Origin of the sequence: Streptomyces sp. NPDC059166, assembly GCF_042755185.1 — a bacterium.
Taxonomy (GTDB): Bacteria; Actinomycetota; Actinomycetes; order Streptomycetales; family Streptomycetaceae; genus Streptomyces.
In genome coordinates this window covers 65,269-83,827 of the sequence record NZ_JBHZCI010000016.1, presented here as the reverse complement: position 1 = coordinate 83,827, position 18,559 = coordinate 65,269, and the positions used below count along the sequence as shown (strand labels likewise).

The window sequence follows — 18,559 nt, the reverse complement described above, 5'->3', positions numbered from 1 at the left end:
TTTCTCTACTGTGAACGCTCACAGCGCCTCTTCCGGCCAGCCCGCCGACGCGTCTGTTCATCTCGTCAGGGGAGAAATCATGAAATACCGCACCGTCGCGGTGACCACCGCCGCCGCTCTCGCCGCCACCGCCCTGCTCTCGGGGTGCGGTTCGGACGACGGCGGGGACGAGCCCGCGGCCTCCGGACCCGCCTCGCTCACCTACTGGGCGTGGGCGCCCGGGCTGGACAAGGTCGCGGACATCTGGAACAAGGGGCCGGGCAAGGAGGCCGGCATCACCGTGACGGTCAAGAAGCAGGCCTCGGGCGACGACCTGGTCACCAAGATCATCACAGCGGCGAAGGCCCACAAGGCCCCTGACCTGGTCCAGGCCGAGTACCAGGCCCTCCCCACCCTGGTCTCCAACGACGTCCTCGCCGACATATCCGAGGAGGCCGGAGACGCGAAGGGCGACTTCGCCGAGGGGATCTGGCAGCAGACGACGCTGGGTTCCGACGCCCTGTACGCCCTGCCCCAGGACTCCGGCCCGCTGATGTTCTACTACCGCGAGGACCTCTTCGAGCAGTACGGCCTGTCCGTGCCGGCCACCTGGGACGAGTTCGCCGAGACGGCGCGCGCGCTGAAGAAGAAGGCGCCGGACAAGGACCTCACCACCTTCTCCTCCAACGACTCCGGTCTCTTCGCCGGCCTCGCCCAGCAGGCGGGCGCCAAGTGGTGGACGACCGGCGGCGACAAGTGGAAGGTCGCGATCGACGACCCCGCCACACAGAAGGTCGCCGACTTCTGGGGCGGGCTGGTGAAGGAGGGCGCCATCGACAACCAGCCGATGTACACCCCGGCCTGGAACAAGGCACTCGACACCGGCAAGCAGATCGCCTGGGTCAGCGCGGTCTGGGCGCCGGGCACCCTGACGACCGCCGCGCCGGGCACGAAGGGCAAGTGGGCGATGGCCCCGCTCCCCCAGTGGACCGCGGGTGAGAACGTGACCGGCAGCTGGGGCGGTTCCTCCACCGCGGTCACCAACGACTCCAAGCACAGGAAGGCCGCCGCTGCCTTCGCGAAGTGGCTGAACACGGACCCGGCAGCACTCACCGCGCTGGTGAAGGAGAGCGGCGTCTACCCCGCCGCGACGGCCGCCCAGACCGGTGGCGCCCTGTCGAAGGCGCCCGACTACTTCTCCAACCAGCCCGGCTTCTACACCGAGGCCGCGAAGATCGCGAAGGGCACCGCGCCCGCCGCGTGGGGACCGAACGTCAACGTCGCGTACAGCGCCTTCAAGGACAACTTCGCCGCTGCGGCCAAGGACAGGTCGGACTTCGGCGCCGCGCTGACCGCGATGCAGGACGCCACCGTCGCGGACCTGAAGAAGCAGGGCTTCGGAGTCTCGGAGTGACACGCGCACCCCGCGGGAAGGCGTACGGGGTCCGGAGCGCCCCGTACGTCTTCCTGGTCCCCGCCGCCCTCCTGTTCCTGCTCTTCTTCGCCCTGCCCATCGGCTACGCCGGGTACCTCAGCTTCCGCAGGACCGAGGTCAGGGGCCTCGGACTCGGCAAGGGCGCCCGGGACGAGATCTGGGCCGGTCTGTCCAACTACACCGACGCCCTCTCCGACTCGGAGCTGCTCCACGGCGCGCTGCGCATCCTCGGCTACGGCGCGATCGTCGTCCCGGTGATGCTCGGACTCGCGCTGCTCTTCGCCCTGCTGCTGGACACCGACCGGTTGCGGCTGCGCGGATTCAGCAGGCTGGCGATCTTCCTGCCGTACGCGATCCCGGGCGTCGTCGCCGCGCTGATGTGGGGTTTCCTCTATCTGCCCGACGTCAGCCCCTTCCTGTACGTGCTCGACGCGGCGGGGCTCCCGCGGCCCGATCTGCTGGACGGCGGCCCGCTGTACCTCTCGCTGGCGAACATCGCGGTCTGGGGCGGCACCGGCTTCAACATGATCGTGATCTACACCTCGCTGCGGGCGATCCCCGCCGAGATCTTCGAGGCGGCCAGGATCGACGGCTGCTCGCAGCTCCAGATCGCGCTGCGGATCAAGATCCCGATGGTGGCGCCGTCGCTGGTCCTGACGTTCTTCTTCTCGATCATCGCGACACTCCAGGTGTTCAGCGAGCCCACCACGCTGAAGCCGCTGACCAACTCGCTCTCCACCACCTGGAGTCCCCTGATGAAGGTGTATCAGGACGCTTTCGTCAACAACGACATCCACGCGGCCGCCGCCCAGGCGGTCGTCATCGCCCTGGCCACCCTCGCCCTCTCCTTCGGCTTCCTCAGGGCGGCCAACTCCCGTACGAAGCAGGGAGACTCACGATGAGCACCCAGCCCCTCGCCCCGGCCGGCCGACGGCACCTCGCGCTCGTCCCGACCGCCGCGCTGCTGCTCGGCGCCGTGTACTGCCTGCTGCCCGTCCTCTGGGTTCTGGTCGCGTCGACGAAGTCCGGCAGCGAGCTGTTCTCCACCTTCACCTTCCTGCCGGGCTCGGGGTTCGCGGACAACGTCGCCGACCTCACGGACTACCGCGAGGGGGTCTACTGGAGGTGGATGGCCAACTCGGCCTTCTACGCCGGGGTGGGGGCGCTGCTCTCGACCGCGGTCTCCGCGGTCTCCGGGTACGCACTCGCCGTGTACCGCTTCCGGGGCAGGGAGACGGTCTTCAACATCCTGCTCGCCGGGGTGCTGATGCCTCCGGTGATCCTGGCCGTACCGCAGTACCTGCTGCTGGCCGAGGTGGACATGACCGACTCCTACCTCTCGGTGCTGCTGCCGCTGATCCTCTCCCCGTACGGGGTGTACCTCGCCAGGATCTACGCGGCGGCCGCCGTCCCGGCCGACGTGATCGAGGCCGGGCGGATGGACGGCGGCGGGGAGTGGCGGATCTTCCGGACGATCGCGCTTCCGATGATGCTGCCGGGGCTGGTGACGGTGTTCCTGTTCCAGTTCGTCGCGGTCTGGAACAACTTCCTGCTGCCCTACATCATGCTCGGCGACGACGAGAAGTTCCCGGTGACCCTGGGCCTCTACACGCTCCTCCAGCAGGGCTCGAACACTCCGGCGCTCTACACACTGGTCATCACGGGAGCGCTCCTCGCGATCATCCCGCTGATCGCCCTGTTCCTCGTCATCCAGCGGTTCTGGAGCCTCGACCTGCTCTCCGGCGCCGTAAAGTCCTGACAGCTCGCCGACAGGGCACACCTTCATGAAAGATCAAGCACCATGAGCCGCACAGAACCCAACGGCGCGGGCCGCCGCAGGCCGCCGACGATCCACGACGTGGCCCGGGAGGCCGGAGTCTCCCGGGGCACCGTCTCCCGGGTGCTCAACGGCGGCCACAACGTCAGCCCGGCGGCGCTCGACGCGGTTCAGTCCGCCATCCGGCGGACCGGGTACACCGTGAACCGGCACGCCAGGTCCCTGATCACCGGCCGTTCCGACTCGGTGGCCTTCCTCCTGACGGAGCCTCAGGAGCGCTTCTTCGAGGACCCGAACTTCAACGTGCTGCTGCGGGGCTGCACCAGCGCGCTCGCCGCGCACGACATCCCGCTGCTGCTGATGATCGCGGGCACGGAGGCGGAGCGCCGCCGCAACATGCGGTACATCGCCGGCCACGTGGACGGGGTGCTGCTGGTGTCCAGCCACTCCGGGGACCCGGTGGCCGCCCAGCTGCACGAGGCCGGTGTGCCGCTGGTGGCGTGCGGGAAGCCGCTCGGGCAGCGGTCGCGGGTCAGCTATGTGGCGGCGGACGACCGGGGCGGCGCCCGGGACATGGTGCGCTACCTGCACGAGTCGGGGCGCCGCAGGATCGCCACGGTCACGGGGCCGCTGGACACCCCGGGAGGCGTGGACCGGCTGGCCGGGTACCGCGAGACCCTGGCCGAGTGCGGACTGCCCGTGGACGAGTCCCTGATCGTGCCGGGCGACTACAGCCGGGCCGGCGGTGAGGCGGCGGCCACGCTGCTGCTGGAGCGGGCGCCCGACGTGGACGCGGTGTTCGTCGCCTCCGACCTCATGGCTCAGGGGGTGCTGAGCACCCTGGAGCGGGCGGGCCGGCGGGTGCCGCAGGACATCGCCATCGGCGGGTTCGACGATTCGCCGGCAGCCCTCGCGGCACGCCCCGAGCTGACGACGGTCCGCCAGCCGTGGGACCGGATCAGCGCCGAGATGGTACGGGTGCTGCTCGCGCAGATCGGCGGCGAGGACCCGTCCGCGGTCATCCTCCCCACGGAGCTGGTCCGCCGCGACTCGGCGTGAGCGCCGGCCGGTGCTGTGCCCGTGCGGCCCCGGCGGGAGCCCGCGGGGCGGGGCTCGTCCGGCCCCGGCGTGAGCGGCCGGGCGGGGCCGGCCGTGGCACGACCCGCCGGGCCGGGCTCATCCGGTCCGGCGGGCGAGCACCTGGCCGGGCCAGGTACCGGAGAGGAAGCGGTCGGTGGCGGTGAACCCGTTGCGCTCGTAGTAGGCGACCAGTTCACCGCCCCCGCCGGCCCAGCAGTCGACCCGCAGCAGATCGATCCGGGCCCGCCTGGTCTCCTCCACCGCGTGCGCCAGGAGCGCCGCCCCGATGCCCAGCCCGGCGTGGCGCCGGTCGGACACCAGCAGCCGGACGTACCGCTCGGGTTCCTCCGCGGCCGGGATCGGCATCTTCGGGCTCGGACCGCTGTCCAGCACCAGCGCCCCGGCGGGGACGCCTTCCAGCTCGGCGATCCAGGGCCAGTTCCGGGTGGTGTAGCCCTCGACCCGTTCGGCGCCGCCGGGGATCCTGGAGTAGGGGACGGTGCCCCACTGCTCGGTGTTGCCCCGGGCGTTCATCCAGGCCACCGCGGCGTCCAGCATCTCCAGGATGGCCGGCGCGTCGGCCGGCCCTCCCGGCCTGATCCGTATGCCGTGGGCGGCGGGAGTGTTCGCGTCGTTCACCCGGGCAGTCTCCCACGGCCGCCGCGGTCCGTCCGGGGCGTGGGGTGAGATCAGCCGGACAGCACCTCCAGGGCCCGGTCGACGTCCGCCTCGGTGTTGTACAGGTGGAAGGCGGCCCGCAGGTTTCCGGCACGGGCGGAGACCATCACCCCCGCGGCCGCCAGGTCGGGTTCCCGTCCGCCGAGCCCGGGTACGGCGACGATCGCGGAGGCGCCGGGCACCGCCTCGTGGCCGATCGAGGCCAGGCCCTCCCTGAACCGGCGGGCGAGCCCGGTGGCGTGGTCGTGCACGGCATCGATCCCGATCCCCGCCAGCAGGTCCAGCGCCTGCTCGGCACCGTGGTAGGCGAGGAAGGAGACGGGCTCGTCGAAGCGCCTGGCATCCGCGGCAAGGCGTTCGACCGGCCCGTAGACGTTGCCCCAGGGGTCCTCGGCGGCCGCCATCCCCGGGGCCAGGAGGGGCAGGGTCTCCTGCGCCTCCTCGGTCACGGTCAGGAAGGACGTGCCCCTGGGGCACATCAGGAACTTGAAGGCTCCGGTGACCGTGAAGTCGTACGCCCCCGCGTCCAGCGGGAGCCAGCCGGCGGACTGGCTGGCGTCGGCCAGCGTGCGGGTACCGTGCGCGGCGGCGGCCTCCCGGACCGCGTCGAGGTCCGCGACCCGCCCGTCGGAGGACTGGACCGCGGAGAGGGCGACGAGCGCGGTGCCGGGGCGGATCGCCCCGGCCAGCTCGTCGAGCGGCACGTACCGCGTCTTCAGGTCGCCCCGGGCGGCGAAGGGGGTGACGACGGAGCTGAACTCGTTCTCCGGCGCCAGCACTTCGGAGCCCGGCGGGAGGGAGGCCGCGATCATCCCGACGTGGGAGGCGACCGATCCGCCCACGGCGACCCGGCCGGGGGCGACACCGACGAGACGTGCGAACGTGTCCCTGGCGGCTCCCACCGCCTCCCAGCTCCCCGCGCCCTGCCTGCGCCCGTTCGCGTTGTCGTCGGCCAGCGCCTTGACGGCGTCGGCCGCCCCGCGGGGCAGCAGCCCGCAGGTCGAGGTGTTGAGGTAGGTGGTCTCGGAGGCGAATTCGGTGGCCCGGGCCCGGTCGATCGCGGAGTTCTCCATGCGGGCAAGCCTGACGGCCGCTCAACTCCCCGTCAATCAGTAATGGTCGAGCGGCGCGCCCAAGGCATCCTTATACGCGCTGGTCGGAAGCGTTCGTCGTCCCGGGCACTTCGCAGGCCCCGTCGGCGTCGCAGGCCGCTCCGTCCTCCCCGACCTGGGTGAGCGCCGTGACCTGGCGGTCCTTCCACGCCTGTTCCAGTGCCTGGACGAAGACCTCGGCGGGCTGCCCGCCGGAGATGCCGTAGCGCCGGTCGAACACGAAGAACGGAACCGCGTTGGCGCCCAGTTCGGCGGCCTCGCGCTCGTCCGCCCGCACGTCGTCGGCGTACGCCTGCGGGTCGGCCAGCACGGTGCGCGCCTCGTCGGCGTCCAGCCCCGCCTCGACCGCGAGGCCGACGAGCACCTCGTCGTCGAACACGGAGCGCTCCTCGGCGAAGTTCGCCCGGTAGGCGAGGGTCAGCAACTGGTCCTGGCGTCCCCGCGCCTTGGCGAGGTGGAGCAGGCGGTGGATGTCGAAGGTGCTGCCGTGGTCACGCCCCTCGGTGCGGTAGCCGAGCCCCTCGGCCTGGGCGTTGGCCGCGACGTTGGCCTCCATGCCCCGGGCCTCCTCCGGGGTGCGCCCGTACTTCTGCGCGAGCATGTCGATCACCAGCTCGGTGTCGCCCTTGGCGCGGCCCGGGTCCAGCTCGAAGGAGCGGTGGACCACCTCGACCTCGTCCCGGTGCTCGAACCCGGCGAGCCCTTTCTCGAAGCGGGCCTTCCCGACGTAGCACCACGGGCAGGCGATGTCGCTCCATATCTCGACGCGCATGACTCTTCTGCTCTCCACCTCTGCTGCGACCTGCGGCGGAGGGGGTCTCCGCCGCCCGTTCAACGCGGGACCCGCCCGGGTGATTCCCACAGGCCGCAGGGCTTGTCAGTCCTCCTCGCCCGCGTGCTCGTCGACCGTGCGTGAGTCGGTGAGGCTCAGCGCTCCGCCCGCCGCGATCAGACCGACGACGACGGCGAGGAGCGCGTAGGCCACGCGCTCGCCGTGGAAGAAGGATTCGACGAGGCCGCTGCTCCAGGTCCCGGCGGGGAGCTGGGTGGTGACCAGGGCGGCGATCAGGGTGCCGACGACGGCCGTACCGGCGCTGGTGCCGACCTCCTGGGCGGTGTCGTTGAGGGCGGCGCCCATGGAGGTGCGGTTCTCCGGCATCGCGTCGACGAGTGCGACCGCGCAGATCGTCATGACGGTCCGCAGCCCCACGGTCATCAGGACCATGCAGCCGGCGATGGCGGCGTACCCGTGGCCGACGGCCCAGGAGAGGCCGGCGAGCGCTCCGGCCAGGCATGCGGCGCCCACCAGGCAGGCGACGCGGTGGCCGAAGCGGCGCGCGAGCCACTCGGACAGGGGCGTGGCGGCCAGCATCGTGACGATGATCGGCAGGTTGGCCAGCCCGGCCCGCACGGGGCTCCATCCGTAGGCGTACTGGAAGTGCAGGATCAGCCCGAACATCACGCCGGCCATCGCAATGGACGTACCGATCTGCGCGACTGCCGCGCCTCGGACCGTGCCGACGGAGAAGAGCCGCAGGTCGAGCATCGGGGCCTTGCTGCGGCGCTCGTGCCGGACGAACGCGACCGCCGCCGCGACGGCTCCGGCGGCCGACACGAGGGTGGCGGCGGAGAGCCATCCGTGCTCGACACCGCTGGTCAGCGAGTAGCAGGCGAGCCCGATGGCGGCGACGCTGAAGACGGCACCGGGGATGTCGAGGGCGTCCCCCGTGAGGTCTTCGCGCCGGTCCGCCGGTACGCCGAGCCGGACGCCGAGGCACGCGATCACGGCGATGGGGGCGTTCACGACGAGCAGCCACTCCCAGCGGACGTGCGCCAGGGCCGTGCCGCCGAGGAGAGGTCCGAGGACGAACCCGGACATGCCGACGACGATCATCACCGTCATGGCGCGCATCCGCAGGGCCTTGTCGTCGAACAGTCGGAAGACCAGCGAGTTCGTGATCGGGGCCATCGCCGCGGCGGCTATGCCGAGGGCGGCTCTCAGGGCGATGAGCTGTCCGGCCGTGGTGACGAGGACGACGCACAGGCTGAGCGCCCCGAACACGGCGAGTCCGATGAGCAGGACACGGCGCCGGCCGAACCGGTCGGCCATGGATCCGGCCGTGAGCAGCAGTCCGCCGAAGGTGAGCGAGTAGGCGCCGGTCACCCACTGCAGGGCGGTCGTCCCGCTGCCGAGGTCGCGGCCGATCGTGGGCAGGGCGATGGACAGGAGTGTGTTGTCGACCATCTCGACGAAGAAGGCGAGACAGAGGGCGGCCAGGGGAATCCAGGCCGCCCGCAGGGACGGATAGGTGCGCGCGAGGGCGTGCGGCGGTGCGGTGGTCATGACGGGCCTCCGATCGAACGTCGTACGAGTATCAAACGATGTACGAACATCGAACACCGTTCGGTGCGCTACGGTAGAACAACGTTCGATACGATGCAAGGAGCGAAGGGATGAGGCCGTGAAACCCCAGCGGAACCGCGCCACCGGGGGGCGCCGACGGGCTTCGCACTCGATGGAGTCGGTGCTCGAAGAGGCGGTGGCGCTGCTCGACGAGGCAGGAGCCCCGGCCCTGACCTTCCGGGCGCTCGCCCAGCGCCTGGGGGGCGGCGTCGCCAGCATCTACTGGTACGTCGCCAACAAGGACGAGCTGCTCGACCGTGCGGCCGACCACGCCATCGGCCCCGTCCTGGCCGACTTCGAGAAGCTCCCCCCGAGCGACGACCCGATCGACGACCTCCGCGCCATGGCCCTCACGCTCTTCACCGCGATCATGCGACGCCCCTGGCTGAGCTCGTACTTCATGCGCAACCCCGGCATCCAGGACAACACCCTCGGCGTGTACGAGCGGCTCGGCCGGCAGACCCTCCGCCTGGACCTCACCGCACTCCAGCGGTTCCACGCCGTCTCCGCGGTCATCGGGGTCGTCGTGGGCTCGGCCGCCGACCTCGGCCTGGAACTGACCGAGGGGATGATCGACGGCTCCGTGGACCGCGACAAGTACCTCGGCGACGTGGCTCAGGAATGGCGGGAGCTCGACCCCGGGGAGTTTCCGTTCGTGCGGGAGATCGTGGAGGAGTTCGCCGGCCACGACGACGTGGAGCAGTTCCGCTCCGCCCTGGAGCTGACCCTGGCGGGCCTCCGTCAGCAGGCCGGGACGTGACGCCGGGATCCGACGGCACCACCGCCGGGGTCCGCGCCTGATCCCTTCTTCCACGGCACCGGGGGCTCCGGGCGGCACGGCGCCGGGGTGCGCGGGTGTACCGGGACCCGGAGTTCAGCCGGTTCGGTCCGGGAGGAGCAGGCGGAAGACACATCCTTCGCCGGGGCCGGTGTCGAGTTCGAGCCGCCCCTGATGGGTCTCGGCGATCGTCGAGGCGACGGCGAGGCCGAGCCCCGGGCCGCCGGCGGAGGCACCGCCACAGGGGGGTCTGCGGACGGGCGCACCCCGGCGGAAGCGCTCGAAGGGGTGCAGCGCGTCGGTGGTGGAGGCCGGCGCCCCACAGCGCCCCGGGGCCCGGATCCTGTGATGGATCCGGGCCCCGGGGCAGATGCGCGTACGGTCCTCAGCCGCCCGCCCGCAGGTCGCCCGGGCCGGCCGTGCGGTACTCGATGTGGTCGAAGGCCGCGGTGCAGCCGTCGCCCGTGGGTGACTGGACGAGGAAGCCGACGCGGGCCGCCGCCCGCTGCTCCTCGGTGCCGAGGGTGAACACCCGGACGAAGGTCCAGCGCTCGCCGTCCGCCGAGGCGTGGAAGGCGAAGGAGCTTCCCACCCGGCTGATGCGCATCCAGTGGCTGTCACCGTCGATGACGGCGGAGTTGACGTCGTCGGAGTGGCCCCGGGTGACCACCGTGCACACCGTGGGACGGTCCGGGGAGAGCTCCAGGCAGAGCTTCGCCCAGTCGCGTTCGCCGACGTGGAGGTAGAGGACCCCCGCGTCGAAGGCGGCGGCGAATCCGACCTTGACCCGGGCGATCAGCTGGAAGTCGCCCTCGGGTGCCGTACCCAGCAGGCGCGGCGCGTCGGAGGCTGGCTCGAGGGAGTCACCGCCGGGCGGGACGAAACGGTCCTGCTTCGCCCCGGCCGAGCCGGTGAGCACCCCGTCCGCGTACGTCCACTCCCCCTCGGGCCCGGCCGGGTCCAGCGGGAAGGGCAGCTCGGGGACGCGTACCGCCGTCACGCCCGGCGCCCGTCGACGCGGCGGGGCAGGTTCTGCGGGTTGTCCTCCCGCAGCTCGGGCGGGAGGAGCGCCTCGGGGGTCGACTGGTAGCTGACCGGGCGCAGCCAGCGCTCGATCGCCGTGGCGCCGACCGAGGTCGAGGTGGAGGTGGTGGCCGGGTAGGGGCCGCCGTGGTGCTGGGCGGGCGCGACGGCGACACCGGTCGGCCACCCGTTGACCAGGACGCGGCCGGCCACCGGGGTGAGCTCGGCCAGGATTCCGGCGGCGCCGCCGTCGGCCTCGTCGGTGGCGATCTGCAGGGTGGCCGTGAGGTTGCCCGGCAGGCGGGAGAGCACGGCGGTGATCTCTTCCGGGGAGTCGTAGCGGGCGACGACGGTGACCGGGCCGAAGCACTCCTCGAGGAGCGCGTCGTGCGGTCCCTCCTGGGCGAGGCGCTGGGCCGGGACGGTGAAGAAGCCCGGGGAGACGGTGTGTTCGCCGCCGGCGCCCGGGGTGACGGGGGTCTCGACGTCCGGGAGGGCCGCCCGCTCGCCCACTCCGTGGATGAAGGCGTCCCGCATCCGGTGGTCGAGCATGACTCCGGCGCCGGTGCCGCTGACCGTCTCGGTCAGCGACTTCAGCAGCTGGTCGCCGGCCTCGCCCGACGGGGCGAACACGAAGCCGGGCTTGGTGCAGAACTGCCCGGTGCCCATGGTCATCGACCCGCCGAGTCCGGCGCCGATCTGCTCACCGCGTTCGGCGGCGGCGGCCTCGGTGACGACCACCGGGTTGAGCGAGCCCAGCTCGCCGTGGAAGGGGATGGGCGCGGGGCGGGCGGCCGCGGCGTCGAAGAGGGCGCGGCCACCGCGGATCGAGCCGGTGAACCCGGCTGCGGACACCAGCGGGTGCTTCACCAGCTCGACGCCCGCGTCGAAGCCGTGGACCACGGTCAGGACGTCCTCGGGCAGACCGTTCAGCGCCGCGGCCCTGCGCAGGATCGAGGCGCAGATCTCCGAGGTCGCGGGGTGGTCGGGGTGCGCCTTGACGACGACCGGGCAGCCCGCGGCCAGTGCGCTGGCGGTGTCGCCGCCGGGGACCGAGAAGGCGAGCGGGAAGTTGCTCGCGGCGTAGACGGCGACGACGCCGAGGGGGATCTTGTAGCGGCGCAGGTCCGGCCAGGGCGGGGTCCTGCTGCCGTCCTCGTGGTCGATGTGGATGTCGAGGTAGGCGCCCTCGTCGACGACCTCCGCGAACGCGCGGAACTGCGCCGCCGTGCGGGCGAGTTCACCGGTCAGCCGGGTGGGGCCGAGCGCGGTCTCCGCGTCGGCCGCCTCGACGACCTGGTCCTGGGCCTCGGCGAGGAGGTCGGCGGCGGAACGCAGGAAGGCGGCGCGCACGGCGCGGTCGGCCAGAGCCCCGCGCACGGCGTGCGCCGCCCGGACCGCACGGTCGACCTCCTCCGCTGTAGCCTCCACCGCAACCTGCTCACGCGGGTTCCCCGTACGGGGGTCGACGCTCCAGACTGGTGCTGCTGCCACCGTGTTTCCTTCCGGTTCCGCTGCCACACAGGACGAGTTGTTCGGTATTCTGAACAGCGTTCCTGAACGTGAATACACGGGAACTCTATTTCCGGGCGCTCCGTGTTGGCAAGAAGTCACAGGGTCGTGCGACAACGCTGGAAGGGGCATGAGGGATGTCGGTTGGCGAGCCCGGTGGGGCGCAGGTCAAGTCCGCGGTACGGACGGTGGAGCTCCTCGAATACTTCGCGGGGCGCCCCGGCATGCACTCGCTGGCCGCCGTGCAGGAGGCCGTCGGCTACCCGAAGTCCAGCCTCTACATGCTGCTGCGCACCCTGGTCGAGCTCGGCTGGGTCGAGACGGACGCCACGGGCACCCGGTACGGGATCGGGGTGAGGGCCCTGCTCGTGGGGACCTCGTACATCGACGGCGACGAGGTCGTGGCCGCCGCCCGGCCGACCCTGGACCGCCTCTCGGACGACACCACCGAGACCATCCACCTGGCCAGGCTGGACGGGACGAACGTGGTGTACCTGGCCACCCGGCAGTCCCAGCACTACCTGCGCCCCTTCACCCGCGTCGGCCGGCGGCTGCCCGCCCACTCGACCTCGCTCGGCAAGGCGCTGCTGGCGACGCACAGCGACGAGCAGGTCCGCAAGATGCTGCCGGAGACCCTGCCCGCACTGACCGAGCACACCCTCACCGACCGCGAGAAGCTCATCGAGGAGCTGCACGTGATCCGTGAGCAGGGATACGCCGTGGACCGCGAGGAGAACACCCTGGGGCTGCGCTGCTTCGGCGTGGCGGTCCCCTACCGCACCCCGGCGAGGGACGCGATCAGCTGCTCGGTCCCGGTGGCCCGGCTCACGCCCGCGCACGAGCAGATGGTCAAGGACGCGCTCTTCGACGCCCGGGACCGCCTCACCCTCGCGACCCGCAGGCTCTGAGCCCTCCGGCAGCCGGAGTGCGGGCGGCCGTGAGGAGTGCCGGCCGTGAGGAGTGCCGGCCGTGATGCTCCGCCGTGACGCGCCCCGGCCGTGAGGAACGCCGGCTGAGAATCCGGTGAGAAGGAACACGGACGGGAACGCCCCGGGTGTCCCCGTTCGTCCCACCAGCGGGATGAACAAGACGATCAGGCGCGCCTCGGTCTTCTGCCTGCTGATGGTCCTCGCCCTGCTGGTGCGGGTGACCTGGGTGCAGGCGTACGACGGCCGGGCGCTCGCAGAAGACGAACACAACCGGCGGAACACGATCGCGCGCTACGCGCAGCCGCTCGGTGACATCATCGTGGCCGGGTCCCCGGTCACCGGTTCGAAGGAGACCGGAGGGGACGACCTCCGTTACAAGCGCACCTACACCCAGGGCGGTCTGTACGCCCCGGTCACCGGGTACAGCTCGCAGGCCTACGGCGCCACACAGCTCGAAGGCATCTACGGCGACGTCCTCGACGGCACCGACGACCGGCTGAAGAACCCGGCCGACCTGATCACCGGGAAGCAGACCGCCCCGGGGGACGTGCTGACGACCATCGACCCCGCTGTCCAGAAGGCCGCCTCCGAGGCGCTCGGGGACGACCGGGGCGCGGCCGTCGCGATGGATCCGGAGACCGGGCGGATCCTCGGGATGGTCTCCTCACCCTCGTACGACCCCTCCGCCATCAGCGGGACCGGGGACGGGGACGCCTGGCAGAAGCTGCTGGACGATCCGGACAAGCCGCTGGTCAACCGGGCGCTGCGGCAGCCGCTGCCGCCCGGATCGACCTTCAAGCTGGTGGTGGCGTCGGCCGCCCTGGAGAACGGCCTCTACGACTCCGTCGACGAGCCCACGAAGAGCCCGGATCCGTACACCCTGCCGCACACCAGCACGGTCCTGAGGAACGAGAACGCCTCGGCGCCCTGCGAGAACGCCACACTGCGCACCGCGCTCCAGTACTCCTGCAACAACGTCTTCGCCAAGCTCGCGGCCGATCTCGGCCAGGACAAGCTCAAGGCCATGGCGGACGCCTTCGGCTTCGACACGGAGAAGCTGGACGTGCCGGTGCGGGCGTCGCAGAGCGTCTACCCGCGGGGCATGGACGACGCGCAGACCGCGCTGACCGGCATCGGGCAGTTCGAGGTGACCGCCACCCCGATGCAGATGGCCATGGTCTCCGCGGCCCTCAGCAACGGCGGGGAGCTGGCCTCGCCGCACATGGTCTCCAAGGTGACGGACTCCGACGGGTCCACCCTCCAGGAGTACCCGGACGGCGACACCGAGCGGGTCGTGAAGGAGTCGACGGCGCAGCAGCTCCGCAGCGCCATGGTCACCGTCGTGGACAAGGGGACCGGCAGCAACGCGAAGATCGACGGCGCGGAGGTCGGCGGCAAGACGGGGACCGCGCAGAACGGCGTGGACAACAGCAACACCCCGTACGCCTGGTTCACCTCGTACGCGAAGGACGGCTCCTCGGGGAAGCAGGTCGCGGTCGCCGTGGTGGTCGAGGACTCCGGGGCGGCCCGGTCCGAGGTCAGCGGCAACGGCCTGGCCGCCCCGATCGCGCAGAAGATGATGAAGGCGGCCCTGGAGGACTGACGGCCCGCACGGCCGCCGAGGGGCCGGAGCAGCCCCTCGGCGGCGGACACGCACCGGGTCTACCGCACCCCGAGGAGCTGCTCGACCGGGTCGATCGCGAAGTACACCGCGAACAGGGCCGCGGTGCCCCACAGCAGCCAGTGCACCTCCCTGGCCTTGCCGAGGACGGCCTTGATCACGACGTAGGCGAGGAATCCGGCGCCGATGCCGTTGGTGATCGAGTACGTGAACGGCATCACGGCGATCGTGAGGAACGCCGGGATGGCGACCTCGTACCTCTCCCAGTCGATGTGCCGCACCTGGGACATCAGCATGAAGCCGACCGCGACGAGGGCGGGGGCGGCGGCCTGGGCGGGCACGATCGTGGCCAGCGGGGTGAGGAAGAGTGCCACGGCGAAGAGGGCGCCGGTGACGAGGGAGGCGAAGCCGGTACGGGCGCCCTCGCCGACGCCGGCGGCGGACTCGACGTAGCTGGTGGCGGAGGAGGCGGAGGCGGCGCCGCCGGCCACGGCCGCCGCACCGTCGATGAGCAGCACCCGGCCCAGGTTCGGGACCTTGCCGTCCTCGTCGAGGAGCCCCGCCTCGTGGGAGACGCCGACGACGGTGCCCATGGTGTCGAAGAAATCGCTGAGCAGCAGGGTGAAGACCAGCAGCACGATGGTGATCACACCGACGTGCTGGAACGCTCCGAAGAGGCTGAAGGACCCGATCAGACCGAAGTCCGGGGCGGCCACCAGGTCGTCGGGGACCGCGGGCACGGTCAGGCCCCAGGCGGTGGGTGCGATGTCGGCGATCTCGTCGATGATCACCGCCACGGCGGTCATCACGACGATGCTGATGAGGATCGCGCCCTTCGCCTTGCGGGCGAGCAGGGCGATCGTGAGCAGGACCCCGAGGCAGAAGACCAGGACGGGCCAGCCGGACAGCTGGCCCGTGGCGCCGAGCTGTACGGGGACGGAACCCGTCTCGCCGGGGATGCGGGAGACGAAGCCGGCGTCCACGAAGCCGATGAAGGCGATGAAGAGCCCGATGCCGACGCTGATGGCCTGCTTCAGGGACGGCGGGATGGCGTGCATGATCGCCTCGCGGAGCCCGGTGACCACCAGGACGCAGATCAGCAGGCCCTCGATGACGATGAGTCCCATGGCGTCGGGCCAGCTCATCAGGGGGGCGAGCTGGAAGGCGGCGACCGCGTTGAGTCCCAGACCCGCGGCGAGCGCGAGCGGCAGATTGCCGCCGACCCCCATGACGACGGTCATCACCGCGGCCACCAGGGCCGTGGCGGTGACGAGTTGGGGCCCCGAGAGCTGGTTGCCGAACTTGTCCTCCGCGGAACCGAGGATGATCGGGTTCAGCACCAGGATGTAGGCCATGGTGAAGAAGGTGGCGAAGCCGCCCCGTATCTCACGGCCGAAGTCCGAGCCCCGGGCGCTGATGGAGAAGTACCGGTCGACGCCGGCCAGGCGTGAGCCGGCCGGGCGGGGGGCGGCCTCTGGGGACGCCGAGGGCCCGGGGACCGTGGCCGCCGGGGACTTCGCGGGTGGCCGGCCCACGGGCTCGTCGGCCCCGGCCTCGGGTGGTGCGGAATCCGGTCTGTCCGTCATGGCACTCCTCCTTGTGTACGGTTCACGCGTCGGTCAGCCGGATTGTTCACCGGTCACGGGGTTTTCAGGTTTTCCCCGTGTTACGTCTCGCGTGGTCACGCACCCGCGAGGAGGGCTCCTCGCGCATCCGGGGCGCCTGCGTCCCGTTCCGTCCGGCGCAGGGGGTTCAGCTTTTCGCCGCGTTACGCCTTACTGGGAGGCGCACATGCGTCGAAGCGCTTCCGGACCACGCGTTGGTACGCTCTCGCCCCGCAGGCGGAACTGGGAACGTACACAACCCGTCCGAGCGCGCAGGATCCCGTGCAGAGGAGAGGTACCCGTGGGCACAGTCGTGGACGATGCCGCTGCCGCCGAGTTCCAGGCGTTCTTCGAGGCGCACTACGCCGAACTCGCCAGGCTGGCTCATCTGCTGACGGGCGAGGCCGACGCGGCGGACGACCTCGCCGCGGACGCGCTCATGGCGCTCTGGCACCGCTGGGACCGCGTCCGGGGCGCCGACCACCCGGCGGCGTACGCGAGGGGTGTCGTCGCCAACCTGGCCCGTACGCGCATCCGCAGCGCGGTCCGCGAGCGCCGCAGGATCGCGCTGTTCTGGACCCCGCGCGGGTCCGGCGAGGGCTACGAGGCGGACGGGCCCGACGTGTCGGCCGTGGTGGACGTCCAAGGGGCCCTGCGGCGGCTGCCGTTCCGCAAGCGGGCCTGCGTGGTGCTGCGCCACGCCTTCGACCTCTCCGAACGGGACACGGCTCTCGTCCTCGGGGTGTCGGTCGGTACGGTGAAGAGCCAGACCTCGCGCGGTGTGGCGGAACTCCAGCGGTTGCTCGGGCCCGAGACACCGGCGGCACAGGTACAGGTGGCGGCAGCCGCGCAGCGCACCGGAGGAAGAGCTTGATGGACGAGGATCTGCGGGAGCGGCTTCGTACGGCCGCCGCTTCGCACCGCCCCGACCGGGCGCGGATGCTGGCCAGGATCGAGCGGGGCATGGCGCAGGAGCCGCCGGCCCGGGTGCCGCGCGCGCCACGGTCCCCGATGCCCTGGCTGCGGGTCGCGGGCGCGACGGTCGCGGTGTGCGGGGTGCTGACGGCGGGGGCCTTCGCGGTCACGTCGGCGGGAGGCCACGGCGAACGGGCGGCGGGGCGCAAGGTGTCACCCGCCCCCGCCGCACCCGGCCCCGCCTCCTCGTCCCCTGGCAGGGATTCCGGACCGGCGGAGGACGGCCCGCTGTCGTCGGCGAGCTCGGTGAACCCGAACAGCAACGCCTACTGGGCGCAGAGCGAGGTGATGGTCAGGACGACCCGCCCGCTGTCGGAGCTCACCGTGGAGCTGCGGATCGCGCAGACCGGCGGGGTGAACACCACCGGCTCCTGGCGTTCCCTGCCCGAGGCGGACTTCTCGGTCTCGGTACGCGAGGAGGGCGGCTTCCTCGTCTACCGGTGGACGCTCGAGCCGGGCCGCAGCGTGCCGGCCGGCACGCACACCTTCGCGGGGCAGTACAACCACGCGGAGGGGGCCCGTGACCCGGGGCGGGACGAGTACACGGCGCGGGCGCGGGAGGCGGACGGGCCGGCCTCCGTGAAGGGCGGTTTCAGCGGCGCGCGCTGAACGGCCCGTCATGATCCGTGGCCCTGGAAGAAACAATTCCGAAACCCGGCAACCCTTTCGGTGACGGTGGCGACACAGGAGTGCAAGACATTCCCCCCACCTTCTAGGAACGGGATCAGCCAACATGAGTGAACGCGCGCACACGCACCGCCGCCCCACCGGCAAGCGCCGGATGGCCGCGGCGCTCACCGCGGCGCTGAGCCTCACCGGCGCCGCCCTGGCGACGAACGTGATGCTCCAGCCCGCCGGCGCGGCGACCGTCGACGCGACGACCGCCGCGGCTGCCACCGCCGCCGAATGGCCCTCCCCCACGGGCCGGCAGGCGGTCTCGGAGTCGATCGAGGTCTCCGGCACCTACGACGGCGACCTCAAGGAGTTCTACGGCGAAGGAGACCTCGGCGGCGACGGCCAGGAGGAGGGCCAGGACGCCCTCTTCGAGCTGGCCGACGGGGCGACGCTGAAGAACGTCGTCCTGGGCTCCCCCGCCGCCGACGGCGTGCACTGCGCGGGGAGCTGCACGCTGGAGAACGTGTGGTGGACGGACGTCGGTGAGGACGCCGCGACCTTCAAGGGCAAGTCGTCGAGCTCCGTCTACACGGTGAACGGCGGTGGCGCCAAGGGCGCGGAGGACAAGGTCTTCCAGTTCAACGGGACGGGCAAGCTGACCATCTCGGGCTTCCAGGTCGAGGACTTCGGCAAGCTCGTCCGCTCCTGCGGCAACTGCTCGACGATGTACAAGCGCGACATCGTCGTGAAGGACGTCGACGTCACGGCCCCGGGCAAGTCGCTGGTCGGCATCAACAGCAACTACGGCGACACCGCCACGCTGAGCTCGATCCGGATCCACGGCGACGACAGCAAGAAGATCAAGCCGTGCGTCCGCTACGAGGGCAACGACGACGGTGACGAGCCGGAGGAGATCGGCAGCGGCCCCGACGGGAAGTACTGCCTCTACTCGGAGTCGGACATCAGCTACGAGTAGGCACTCCCGGGGGTGACCCATGGACCAGGGGCCCGGTCCGGCGCGGCGGCGCCGGACCGGG

The 18,559-nt window shown here is 71.6% G+C and carries 18 protein-coding genes; 10 read left to right on the top strand and 8 right to left on the bottom strand.

Features of this window, described 5'->3' with window-relative positions; translation table 11 throughout:
* The first annotated feature begins 79 nt into the window (after positions 1-79).
* From ACFXOA_RS14580 to ACFXOA_RS14565, 4 genes are read left to right on the top strand one after another with little or no spacing between them, the layout of a single operon-like run.
* Complete coding sequence (locus ACFXOA_RS14580) at positions 80-1,393, top strand: extracellular solute-binding protein (protein WP_385026934.1); 1,314 nt, start codon at positions 80-82, stop codon at positions 1,391-1,393.
* Positions 1,390-2,316 carry a carbohydrate ABC transporter permease gene (locus ACFXOA_RS14575; RefSeq protein ID WP_385026931.1) on the top strand — a complete coding sequence of 309 codons (927 nt, stop codon included), beginning with the start codon at positions 1,390-1,392 and terminating at the stop codon, positions 2,314-2,316. The genes ACFXOA_RS14580 and ACFXOA_RS14575 overlap by 4 nt, the downstream gene beginning before the upstream one ends.
* Positions 2,313-3,173 (top strand): carbohydrate ABC transporter permease, encoded by an 861-nt coding sequence (locus tag ACFXOA_RS14570; RefSeq protein ID WP_385026928.1) that lies wholly within the window; start codon positions 2,313-2,315, stop codon positions 3,171-3,173. The genes ACFXOA_RS14575 and ACFXOA_RS14570 overlap by 4 nt, the downstream gene beginning before the upstream one ends.
* 42 nt (positions 3,174-3,215) lie before the next feature.
* Complete coding sequence (locus tag ACFXOA_RS14565; protein ID WP_385026925.1) at positions 3,216-4,250, top strand: LacI family DNA-binding transcriptional regulator; 1,035 nt, start codon at positions 3,216-3,218, stop codon at positions 4,248-4,250.
* Between the two features lie 117 nt (positions 4,251-4,367).
* Here ACFXOA_RS14565 and ACFXOA_RS14560 read toward each other — a convergent pair whose 3' ends face one another.
* The 4 genes from ACFXOA_RS14560 to ACFXOA_RS14545 form a co-directional block, all read right to left on the bottom strand.
* Positions 4,368-4,829, bottom strand: a complete 462-nt coding sequence (locus ACFXOA_RS14560) for a GNAT family N-acetyltransferase (protein WP_385027150.1) — start codon at positions 4,827-4,829, stop codon at positions 4,368-4,370.
* A gap of 131 nt (positions 4,830-4,960) precedes the next feature.
* Positions 4,961-6,022 carry an aminotransferase class V-fold PLP-dependent enzyme gene (locus ACFXOA_RS14555; RefSeq protein ID WP_385026922.1) on the bottom strand — a complete coding sequence of 354 codons (1,062 nt, stop codon included), beginning with the start codon at positions 6,020-6,022 and terminating at the stop codon, positions 4,961-4,963.
* A gap of 70 nt (positions 6,023-6,092) precedes the next feature.
* Complete coding sequence (locus ACFXOA_RS14550; RefSeq protein ID WP_385026918.1) at positions 6,093-6,833, bottom strand: DsbA family oxidoreductase; 741 nt, start codon at positions 6,831-6,833, stop codon at positions 6,093-6,095.
* Between the two features lie 105 nt (positions 6,834-6,938).
* Entirely contained in the window at positions 6,939-8,405 is a 1,467-nt protein-coding gene (locus ACFXOA_RS14545; RefSeq protein ID WP_385026915.1) for an MFS transporter, read from the bottom strand.
* A gap of 172 nt (positions 8,406-8,577) precedes the next feature.
* On the opposite strand from ACFXOA_RS14545, the gene ACFXOA_RS14540 reads away from it, so the two are divergent.
* Complete coding sequence (locus ACFXOA_RS14540) at positions 8,578-9,225, top strand: TetR/AcrR family transcriptional regulator (RefSeq protein WP_385027147.1); 648 nt, start codon at positions 8,578-8,580, stop codon at positions 9,223-9,225.
* A 114-nt stretch (positions 9,226-9,339) separates the two neighbouring features.
* Here the strand turns inward: ACFXOA_RS14540 and ACFXOA_RS14535 are convergent, their stop codons facing one another.
* The 3 genes from ACFXOA_RS14535 to ACFXOA_RS14525 all read right to left on the bottom strand — a co-directional run bounded on the left by ACFXOA_RS14535 (position 9,340) and on the right by ACFXOA_RS14525 (position 11,760).
* Entirely contained in the window at positions 9,340-9,537 is a 198-nt protein-coding gene (locus ACFXOA_RS14535; protein ID WP_385027144.1) for an ATP-binding protein, read from the bottom strand.
* Positions 9,538-9,628: 91 nt separating this feature from the next.
* On the bottom strand, positions 9,629-10,243 hold the full coding sequence (locus ACFXOA_RS14530; RefSeq protein ID WP_385026912.1) for a DUF1349 domain-containing protein: 615 nt from the start codon (positions 10,241-10,243) through the stop codon (positions 9,629-9,631).
* A complete protein-coding gene (locus ACFXOA_RS14525) occupies positions 10,240-11,760 on the bottom strand; it encodes an aldehyde dehydrogenase (NADP(+)) (protein ID WP_385026909.1) in 1,521 nt (506 codons plus the stop codon). The genes ACFXOA_RS14530 and ACFXOA_RS14525 overlap by 4 nt, the downstream gene beginning before the upstream one ends.
* Before the next feature lie 155 nt (positions 11,761-11,915).
* Between ACFXOA_RS14525 and ACFXOA_RS14520 the strand changes: the two genes are divergently transcribed.
* Both ACFXOA_RS14520 and ACFXOA_RS14515 read left to right on the top strand, forming a co-directional pair.
* On the top strand, positions 11,916-12,686 hold the full coding sequence (locus tag ACFXOA_RS14520; RefSeq protein ID WP_365522816.1) for an IclR family transcriptional regulator: 771 nt from the start codon (positions 11,916-11,918) through the stop codon (positions 12,684-12,686).
* 172 nt (positions 12,687-12,858) lie between these two features.
* Positions 12,859-14,310, top strand: a complete 1,452-nt coding sequence (locus ACFXOA_RS14515; RefSeq protein WP_385026906.1) for a peptidoglycan D,D-transpeptidase FtsI family protein — start codon at positions 12,859-12,861, stop codon at positions 14,308-14,310.
* Between the two features lie 59 nt (positions 14,311-14,369).
* On the opposite strand, the gene ACFXOA_RS14510 is transcribed toward ACFXOA_RS14515, so the two are convergent.
* Positions 14,370-15,914: an NCS2 family permease gene (locus tag ACFXOA_RS14510; protein ID WP_385026903.1), complete on the bottom strand. Its 1,545-nt coding sequence runs from the start codon at positions 15,912-15,914 to the stop codon at positions 14,370-14,372.
* Between the two features lie 319 nt (positions 15,915-16,233).
* Here ACFXOA_RS14510 and ACFXOA_RS14505 point away from each other — a divergent pair, with 319 nt between their 5' ends.
* The 3 genes from ACFXOA_RS14505 (at position 16,234) to ACFXOA_RS14495 (ending at position 18,498) form a co-directional block, all read left to right on the top strand.
* Entirely contained in the window at positions 16,234-16,806 is a 573-nt protein-coding gene (locus ACFXOA_RS14505; RefSeq protein WP_385026900.1) for a SigE family RNA polymerase sigma factor, read from the top strand.
* On the top strand, positions 16,806-17,516 hold the full coding sequence (locus ACFXOA_RS14500; protein WP_385026897.1) for a hypothetical protein: 711 nt from the start codon (positions 16,806-16,808) through the stop codon (positions 17,514-17,516). The genes ACFXOA_RS14505 and ACFXOA_RS14500 overlap by 1 nt, the downstream gene beginning before the upstream one ends.
* Before the next feature lie 124 nt (positions 17,517-17,640).
* On the top strand, positions 17,641-18,498 hold the full coding sequence (locus ACFXOA_RS14495; RefSeq protein ID WP_385026894.1) for a pectate lyase: 858 nt from the start codon (positions 17,641-17,643) through the stop codon (positions 18,496-18,498).
* Positions 18,499-18,559: the final 61 nt, after the last annotated feature.